The 432-nt window shown below is 45.8% G+C and carries 1 protein-coding gene; it reads right to left on the reverse strand.

The features are described 5' to 3' along the window. Positions 1-432 (reverse strand): MucBP domain-containing protein (locus NRIC_RS19010; protein WP_227873859.1); only part of this gene is annotated, 432 nt, incomplete at both ends.

Raw genomic sequence — 432 nt, forward strand, 5'->3', positions numbered from 1 at the left:
TGCGATCTCGACACCGGATTCATCCTCATATTTCGTGACGACTGCTCCTTGGATTGTTGGTGTTGGATCACCGGTCTTTTCGTAAATGTAAGTAACCGTAGTTACCCCTTCGGTGTACAATCCTGTCGCATTGCTTGGAACAGTTTTGAGTGTGTAGCCGGAAATAGTCTTTTGTTCAGTCGTATAGGCAGTACCGATTTCTCCACTTGCAGCGTTGCGTCCTGCAATTTCATTGTCGGATTCATCCACGTACTTGGTCACGACACTTCCTTGCGTCTTACCCACGTCTTCTTTCACCTTTTTATAGACATAAGTGACCGTGATGATCCCTTCTTTGTACTTGCCTGCTTTGTTGGCTGGAACTGTTTGGATCGTATACCCTGGAATTTGTTTTTCTTCCGTGGTGTAGTTTTCACCAACTACTCCCGTGCT

The organism is Enterococcus florum (genome assembly GCF_004309355.1).
Classification (GTDB): Bacteria; Bacillota; Bacilli; order Lactobacillales; family Enterococcaceae; genus Enterococcus_A; species Enterococcus_A florum.